Here is a 7,506-nt window from a genome sequence, read left to right as displayed (position 1 = left end):
AGTTACCGGTGGCCGATGCGGTGAACCAGTGTTCCCAGCGATCGGGCGCACCGAAGAACACGATGCTGGCGTGGTTGCAGTAGTGGTAACTGAGAATCTGAGCGATCGACGCGTCGGCGCGGGCCAGGATCCGCACCGCCCGCAGGGCGCTGGACCAGTGGCCACCCCCACCACCGTACCGGAGTGGGATCAACAGATTCGCCAGACCGGACTCCTTGAGGAGCTTGAGCTCTGCGTCGGGCTGCTCGTTGGCGCGGTCTCTGGCCAGAGCGTCGCGGTCCAGAGTCAGAGCGACGTCGGCGGCCACACCATCCCAGTGCGCGGTCTCGGCGTCGTCCAGCGGCGCGGTCCACGGCGTGCGTGACATCGGCAATCCTTCACTCGGTGATCATGGCGGCCGGCAGCCGCACTCAGCAGCGGCCACCTTAAGGTGCGCAGAGTCTTGTCCATCGAGTTGTATTCGTGGCGAACTTAACTGGGTTCGGCACACGGCGTGAAGCAACGCTGATCGAATCGGAGACCGGGGTCCGCCAAGCGCCGAAGGCGAGCCCTTACGCCGTTCGGCAGGCGGATGAGGTCTCCGCCGCAGGAGCCCACGTGACGTTCGCCTGCCGTGCCGGGACTCGAAACGGCAGCGCCATGCGGACAACCAGACCGACGGGCACACCCCACCAGATCCAGCGCACGTCGCCGGTGACATGGCTCGCCACCGCGCCGAGGAGCCACACGGAGGTGCCTGCGAGTATCCGCATCAGGTTGGCCACGTACGAGCCGCGGCCGAATTCGATGCCGTCGCGCGTAGAGGCGACGGCGCCCACTGCGAGCGAGACTGCGGACAACGCCCAGATCGACCGTGCGACATTTGCGACCGCGGCGTCTGCGGACATCGCGTTCACGACGACCTGCATCAGCCCGAGGGTGGCCAACCCGGCGGCCAAACCAAGGACCACCGACGATCGCAGCAGCGCGGACTCGACGGTCAGCCGTTCCTGAACCGTCTTCGCAGAGGACACCAGGATCTGCGCTGCCGACTTCCACCCTTCGACGACAAGCACCACGAGCAGCCAAAATTGGTAGGTGACCTGGTGCGCGGCGCCGACGGTTGGACCGATCCCGACAGCGGCGGTCGTCATCGCGATAGTGCCGGCACCGAGTGCCGCGGAGCGGACGGCGAGGACCAACACCGCAGCGGCCGACTGCCGCCACGCCGAGGGCTCTGCCGCGGCAGTCGTGGTTCCGCTCAGCAGCAGTCCGCGCCGCCGCATCGTCGGAAACAGCAGAGTGAGCACGACGAGCTGGGACACCGTCGACGCCAGGCCAAATGCCGTGACGCCCAAAGAGAACCACGCCACCGACGCGACGTCGAGGAACACGTGAACGGCTGCGCCCGACAGGGCCAGAACGGACACGGTGGCGACGGCATTGCCTCCGCGCAGACCCCCGTATCCCGCCATGACGACGGCCATCACGGGCAGCCCGGCCGCACGCGCCAGCAGATAACCGCGGGCGCCCGACCCGAGGTCGGCAAGCATGGCGACAGCCACCAACGCAGCGCACAGCACCAGGCCGAATGCCAACGCGGACACGACGCCGCGACGCATGGTTTGCGCGGCGGCGTCCATCCGACCCGCCGCACGCAGTCGGGCCACCTCGGTGGTCTGCGCGAAGAGTATCGGCGTGACGAGCCACGTGGCCGTCGTCGCGATACCTGCTCCGAGGGCGAGGGACGCCTGCTCCTGGACGCCAAGACGCCCAGCCAGGATCGTGTCGACCACTCCGGTGAGCGGTTCTGCGAGCAGCGCGATCGCGGCGAGCACGGACAGCCGAAGCGCCGCGCGAATCGTGGCGCTCAACGTGGGATCGCATGCGAGCGGGCGCGATGGGCTTCCACGTGGCTTCGCGTGGCGCACCGCCGCGAGCAGTACAGCTGGCGACCGGAGCGGGAGAAGTCGACGAAGACGTGCCTGCAGATCCCCGATGCGCACTCGCCAATGCGCATCGCCCCCTTGGCATCGGCGAGCACCGTGGCGATCGAGACGAGACAGTTGACGCGAAGGCGCTCGGCAAGACCGTCCTCGTGCGCGTCGAAGTGCAGGTGCGAAGCCCAGACGTCACCGATCGACACGCTGACTTGGACGTTGACGGTGGCGAGCAGTTCGTTGAGCCGGTGGGCTGCGCCGGCAGGTTCGACGGCGGAGAACACCGGTTCGAGGTCCTGGGCGAGTCTCCGCATCTCGTGAAGGAGTTGGTCGACGTCGGACTCGTCGCCGCGACGTTCGTGCTGCAGTGGTAGGTCCGATGTCAGCAAGGCGGCCACCCAGCGCTCGTCGAGGACGCCGTCACGCCAGGCGTTCACGGCGTCGACGGTGAGGTCTGCGGATCTGCGGAGCACGGGCATGAAGACATCGTGCTGTAAGTGCTAAATGACTTTCAACGCTTACAACCGCGGATACAGGCTTGACGCACCATCCATCCCTCACCTTCTGCCCAAAGGCCCCTGAGGATCACGTCGAGTTTGCGCTCGAGTTGGCCGTCGGGCACTTGCCCTCCAGGAGACAAGACTCGTTGCAGCAGAACGCGAGTCGAGGGCCACGCCAGCGCGAGGATGCACCGGAAGTACTGCCACCACCCGATTAACGCTCAGCCTGAGTCAATCCACCCTCGTGCGGCGCGGACCGGCACCCCTCCTAGTCCAACATTCGTTGGCCAATCAGAATCACCGTGCACAATATTTGCGGAGGTCGATGCGGCCGCCGTCCCTCGAAGAGTGGCCGATCACAATGGGGCGGATCGGGATCGCCTACTATTCAGTGCGCTCGGCAGGTCTCGAGCAGCAACCTTCGTCACCGCCGCACCCGGCCGGGGGCTGTCGCCGAACCCGAGGGCGGCGTCTGGCCGCAGCGCGCGACGCGGACTGCGGCGTTGCTGATGGGTTTTACCTCGGCACGGTGAATCACGCACGCCCAGTGACGTTGCCGTCCAGTCGCGATCGGGCAGCGGCGGCGCACACAGGGCATCTACCGGACCGCCCGCTAGCCTGACCGGGCTGACCGCATCGCCGAGAGGTCACGGAAAGAGTCATGTTGAGCGTCAACGGTGCTAGTAGCGAACACGCCAGCAGGCTGAACCGGGTCCGTCCGGCCCTCACTGCGCTGTCCGTGGGAGTCGTCGCGATCACCGTCGCGGCGTGCTCGGGAGGCTCGGCGAACACGGCGGCGCAACCGCACCCCGGAGGCACGGTCACCTTCGCCTACAAGCAGGAGCCCGTCTGCCTGGAGGCCGCCATCGGCGGTGACGAGCCGCAGAACTACGTGGCCACGCAGATCTTGGACAGGCTGGTGTCGCGGGAAAAGGACGGCAGCTTCAAGCCCTGGCTGGCCGACTCCTACACGGTCAGCGACGACGGCTTGCAGTACACCTTCAAGTTGCACCCGGGCGTGACCTTTACTGACGGGACGCCGTTCAACTCTGCTGCGGTGCGGTCCAACATCGAGTTCTGGCGCGCACCGGCGACGGGCTCGGTGAACTGGGGGGCGGCGCTGGCGAACTACGTCGAGACCCGCACTCCCGACGACCTGACCGCGATCATCGTGCTCTCCAAGCCCAATTCGGCCCTGTTGACCTACCTCGCCCATCCGGCCGGGGGCATCGAATCGCCCAAGGCCATCGCCCGTGGCGTGGACGCCGAATGCGCCTCCCCGGTGGGCACCGGTCCGTTCAAGGTCGAGAAGTGGGACCGGCAGAGTCAGGTGTCGCTGGTTCGCAATGACGCCTACAACTGGGCCCCGCCCCAGGCCAAGCACCAGGGCCCGGCGTACGCCGACCGGCTGATCATCCGGTTCATCTCCGAACCCGCGACCCGCTACGGTGCGCTCACCGCGGGTGAAGTGGATGCCATCGACGCCATTCCGCCGGAGAACTTCAGCGAAGCTTCCTCGACCCCGAACTTCAACGTGCTCAACGAACTACAGGGCGGGGTACCCCAGCAACTCGACCTGAACACCACTCGGGCACCGTTCAACGACATCAAGGTTCGGCAGGCCTTCCTGCACGCCGCCGACGTCGATGGAGGCGTCAAGCAGGTGTTCTTCGGGGCGTTCACCCCGGCCAATGCGCCGCTCTCGCCGAGCACGCCGGACTACGACGCCACCTACGCTGGCCACTACGGATACGACGTGGCGACGGCGAACCGCCTGCTCGACGAGGCCGGCTGGACTCAGCGGGACGCCGACGGGTATCGCACCAAGGGCGGCAAGCGCCTGACCGTCGCCCTACCGGTGTCCTCGAGCGGGCAAATCCAGGCGTCCGAGGACGCGCTCTACGAGTATCTCCAGGCCAAGGTCAAGGATGCCGGCTTCGATCTGCAGATCCAGAAGAACCCCTCGGGCACCGCGTACTCGCAACGCCAAACAGACTGGGACTACGACCTTTACGTCGACTACTGGACCATCAACACGCCGGACACGTTGCGCCTGATCTATGCCTCGGACGGCCTGCAGGCCGTCGGCGGGTACCACAACAACGAGTCGGGCTTCAACGACCCCAACTTCGACTCGATCATCGAACGCGCCCGGCTCGGCACCAACGACGGTGAGCGCAAGCAGCTGTACTCCCAGGCGCAACGGATCCTGACCGACAATGCGCTGACGCTGCCGCTGTACTCCTTCCCCATCCAGGTCGCCACCAACAACGACAAGATTCACGACGTCCGCCTGGACTGGAGCGGAGTTACCCCCGCCTTCTACGACGCGTATGTCAACGGCTGACACCGCACCAGCGCCGTCCCGCGAGGCGAGCCAAGACCGGTCCGACGGCGGTAACGCCGCGATCGCCCTGGGCCGCTGGGCGATCGGAGCCATCGGCGTGGTGTGGGCCGGGGTCACCATGGCCTTCTTTGCGCTACGGGTGATTCCCGGCAGCCCGATCCAGGTCATCCTGGGCCCTGGGGCGCAGGCCACTCCTGAGCGAATCGCCGCTCTGGAAGCCCAGTTCGGGCTCGACCGCCCCCTGCTCGTGCAGTACGGCTCCTACCTGGCCGGCGCACTGCACGGCGACCTCGGCATCTCCTACCGGCTCAAGCAACCGGTTACCGGTCTCATCCTCGAGCAGTTGCCGAGCTCGATCGTGCTCACGACCGCGTCCATCGCGGTGGCTTGGGTGCTCGCGGTGGCCAGCTGCCTCCTGACCTCGGGGCGCACTCGCCAGGTCGAACGGGCCGGTCGATCAGTCGAGGCGCTGACGGCCTCGCTACCGGACTTCTGGCTGGGACTGCTGCTGCTCGGACTGTTCGGCTTCAGCCTGCACTGGTTGCCGTCCTCCGGCGGTAAGGGCTTGTCCGCCCTCGTGATGCCGACGCTGACGATCGCCATACCGCTGGCCGGCTTCCTGGCCCAGACGATGCGACAGAGCTTCGACGAAACCCTGGAGCAGCCGTTCGTACTGGCAGCCCGCGCACGGGGCGTCGGCGAACTGACGTTGCGGGCGCGACGGGTCCTGCGACACGCCGCGGCCGCCAGCCTGGCGCTCACCGGTTGGGCGGTCGGATGGGTCATCAGCAGCTCGGTCGCCGTTGAGGTGATCTTTGCGCGCCAAGGCATCGGCGAGATGCTCGTCCGATCCGTTGGCTCGCGCGACTATCCGATCGTGCTCGGGCTCGTCCTAGTGATCGCGGTGATCTACGTCGTCATCACCCCCCTCGTCGATCTCGGCCTCCGCCTCCTGGATCCGCGGCTTCGGGAGCAAGTCTCGTGACGGGGTCCGCGGTGTTGCCCCGCGCACGGGTCGACCCTGGAACAGCGCTGGCACTCGCCGTGCTGGCCTTCGCCGTCTTCGCCGCCGCGTTTCCCGGAGTCGTGAGTTCGCATGCCCCCAATGCCATTTCGGCCGCCTCGTTGCAGGGGCCGTCCTGGCAGCACCTGTTCGGCACCGATCAGACGGGACGGGACGAGTTCTCCCGGGTGATCCACGGCGCCCGCGCGTCGCTGCTCATCGGGTTCGGTGCCATGCTCGTCGGACTGGTGGTCGGCGTGGTGATCGGTGGCCTCGCCGCGACGGGCCCGCGCTGGCTGCGCCGGCCGCTGGACAGGTTGACCGAGCTGCTCTTCTCGTTTCCCGGCATGGTCCTGGCTGTGGTCCTCATCGCTGCACTGGGGCCGTCGCCGGTGACGCTCGCCCTCGCGGTCGGGATCGGCAACTCACCGGGATACGCCCGTATCGTGCGCGCTCAGGTAATCGAGGTCACGGCATCCGAATACGCACTATCGCAACTGCAACTCGGGCACAGCCGTCGTTACGTGGCCGCCACGACGATCGCGGGCAACGTCACGCGGCCGCTGGTCCCCTTGGCCACGCTCGGCGTGGGGCAGGCCATCATCTGGGCGTCCGCGCTCAGCTTTCTGGGGCTCGGCGCCCAACCGCCGACCGCCGAGTGGGGTCTGATGCTGTCCAACGCGCGGTCGCTGATCTCACAGGCATGGTGGTTGACGTTCTTCCCGGGCGCGGCAATTGCGGTCGTGTCGATCACTCTCACCGCGTTGGGGCACTCCGTCCAGCGCGCGCTGCTGGCCGGTACCCGATGACGCGGTCCACGCCGGCCGACACCGGACCTCTGCTGCGGGTTCGCGGACTCGACGTCCGCTTCGGTCGCGGCGCCAACCAGGTGCAGGCCGTGCGCTCGGTGGACATCGACCTGCAGGCGGGCAGGATATTGGGGCTCGTCGGCGAATCCGGGTCGGGTAAGTCGGTCACCGCGCGCTCGCTCATCGGGCTAGCGGGGCCCGGTTCTCGGGTCTCCACCGACGAGTTCCGCCTTGCCGGCCTCGATCTGACCGGGCTGAGCCCGCGGCAGTGGAGGCCCCTGCGGGGCAGGCGGATCGGGTTCGTGCTGCAGGACGCGTTGGGATCCCTGGATCCGGTACGCCGGGTGGAAGACGAGGTCGGTGACACCCTGCGGGCAGCAGGCGGGTTGAGCCGAACCGAACGTCGTGAGCGCGTGCTGGACGCCTTGACCCGCGTACACCTGCCCGAGCCGGAACGCCGGCTGAGTGACCACGCCTTCCAACTCTCAGGTGGCCAACGCCAGCGCGTCTTGATCGCCAGCGCGATCATCGCCCACCCGCCGATCCTCATCGCCGACGAGCCGACCACCGCACTCGACCCGCGCACGCAGCGCCACGTCCTTGACCTGTTCGCCGAACTGGCCGCCTCCGGCATCGGCGTCCTGTTGGTCAGCCACGATCTCGGCGCCATCAGCCGGGTCGCCGACGACATCGCCGTCATTCACGACGGCCGCATCGTCGAATCAGGGCCGACTGCAAGGGTTCTCGGTGAGCCTCAGCATTCCTACACCCGTGCCCTCCTGGCCGCGATCCCCGGAAGGCGGCCCGTCGACCACCGCCCACCGCGCCAGGAAGCCGACATTGCACTGGCCTTCAGCGGCGTCGGAGCCTCCTACCCCACCAGCGGTGGACCTCGACGAATCGTCCTGGACTCCGCGACCCTCGAGGT

At 67.5% G+C, this 7,506-nt stretch carries 7 protein-coding genes; 4 read left to right on the top strand and 3 right to left on the bottom strand.

Annotated features, from left to right (window positions below; all coding sequences use genetic code 11):
* The 3 genes from ACRDUX_RS21110 to ACRDUX_RS21100 all read right to left on the bottom strand — a co-directional run.
* A partial coding sequence (locus ACRDUX_RS21110; RefSeq protein WP_526416148.1) for an acyl-CoA dehydrogenase family protein occupies positions 1-367 on the bottom strand: 367 nt, incomplete at its 3' end.
* Between the two features lie 184 nt (positions 368-551).
* A complete protein-coding gene (locus tag ACRDUX_RS21105; protein ID WP_526416146.1) occupies positions 552-1,853 on the bottom strand; it encodes an MATE family efflux transporter in 1,302 nt (433 codons plus the stop codon).
* Positions 1,850-2,398 (bottom strand): CGNR zinc finger domain-containing protein, encoded by a 549-nt coding sequence (locus ACRDUX_RS21100; protein WP_526416144.1) that lies wholly within the window; start codon positions 2,396-2,398, stop codon positions 1,850-1,852. Before ACRDUX_RS21100 ends, ACRDUX_RS21105 begins: the two co-directional genes overlap by 4 nt.
* A gap of 682 nt (positions 2,399-3,080) precedes the next feature.
* Between ACRDUX_RS21100 and ACRDUX_RS21095 the strand changes: the two genes are divergently transcribed.
* From ACRDUX_RS21095 to ACRDUX_RS21080, 4 genes are all read left to right on the top strand, one after another.
* Positions 3,081-4,766, top strand: coding sequence for an ABC transporter substrate-binding protein (locus tag ACRDUX_RS21095; RefSeq protein WP_526416142.1), 1,686 nt, complete (start codon positions 3,081-3,083; stop codon positions 4,764-4,766).
* Entirely contained in the window at positions 4,753-5,751 is a 999-nt protein-coding gene (locus ACRDUX_RS21090) for an ABC transporter permease (protein ID WP_526416140.1), read from the top strand. Before ACRDUX_RS21095 ends, ACRDUX_RS21090 begins: the two co-directional genes overlap by 14 nt.
* Complete coding sequence (locus ACRDUX_RS21085) at positions 5,748-6,578, top strand: ABC transporter permease (protein ID WP_526416138.1); 831 nt, start codon at positions 5,748-5,750, stop codon at positions 6,576-6,578. Before ACRDUX_RS21090 ends, ACRDUX_RS21085 begins: the two co-directional genes overlap by 4 nt.
* On the top strand, positions 6,575-7,506 hold a 932-nt coding region (locus ACRDUX_RS21080), incomplete at its 3' end, for an ABC transporter ATP-binding protein (RefSeq protein ID WP_526416136.1). The genes ACRDUX_RS21085 and ACRDUX_RS21080, both read left to right, overlap by 4 nt.

Source organism: Mycobacterium sp. (assembly GCF_050701675.1).
Taxonomy (GTDB): domain Bacteria; phylum Actinomycetota; class Actinomycetes; order Mycobacteriales; family Mycobacteriaceae; genus Mycobacterium.
The sequence above is the reverse complement of the archived record's forward strand: the minus strand, read 5'-3'. Positions and strand labels throughout refer to the sequence as shown.

What these genes read in the sequence shown, in the direction of transcription:
- ACRDUX_RS21100 (WP_526416144.1), bottom strand. Translation starts at nt 2,398, where the DNA reads ATGCCCGTGCTCCGCAGATCCGCAGACCTCACCGTCGACGCCGTGAAC.
- ACRDUX_RS21095 (WP_526416142.1), top strand. Translation starts at nt 3,081, where the DNA reads ATGTTGAGCGTCAACGGTGCTAGTAGCGAACACGCCAGCAGGCTGAAC.
- ACRDUX_RS21090 (WP_526416140.1), top strand. Translation starts at nt 4,753, where the DNA reads ATGTCAACGGCTGACACCGCACCAGCGCCGTCCCGCGAGGCGAGCCAA.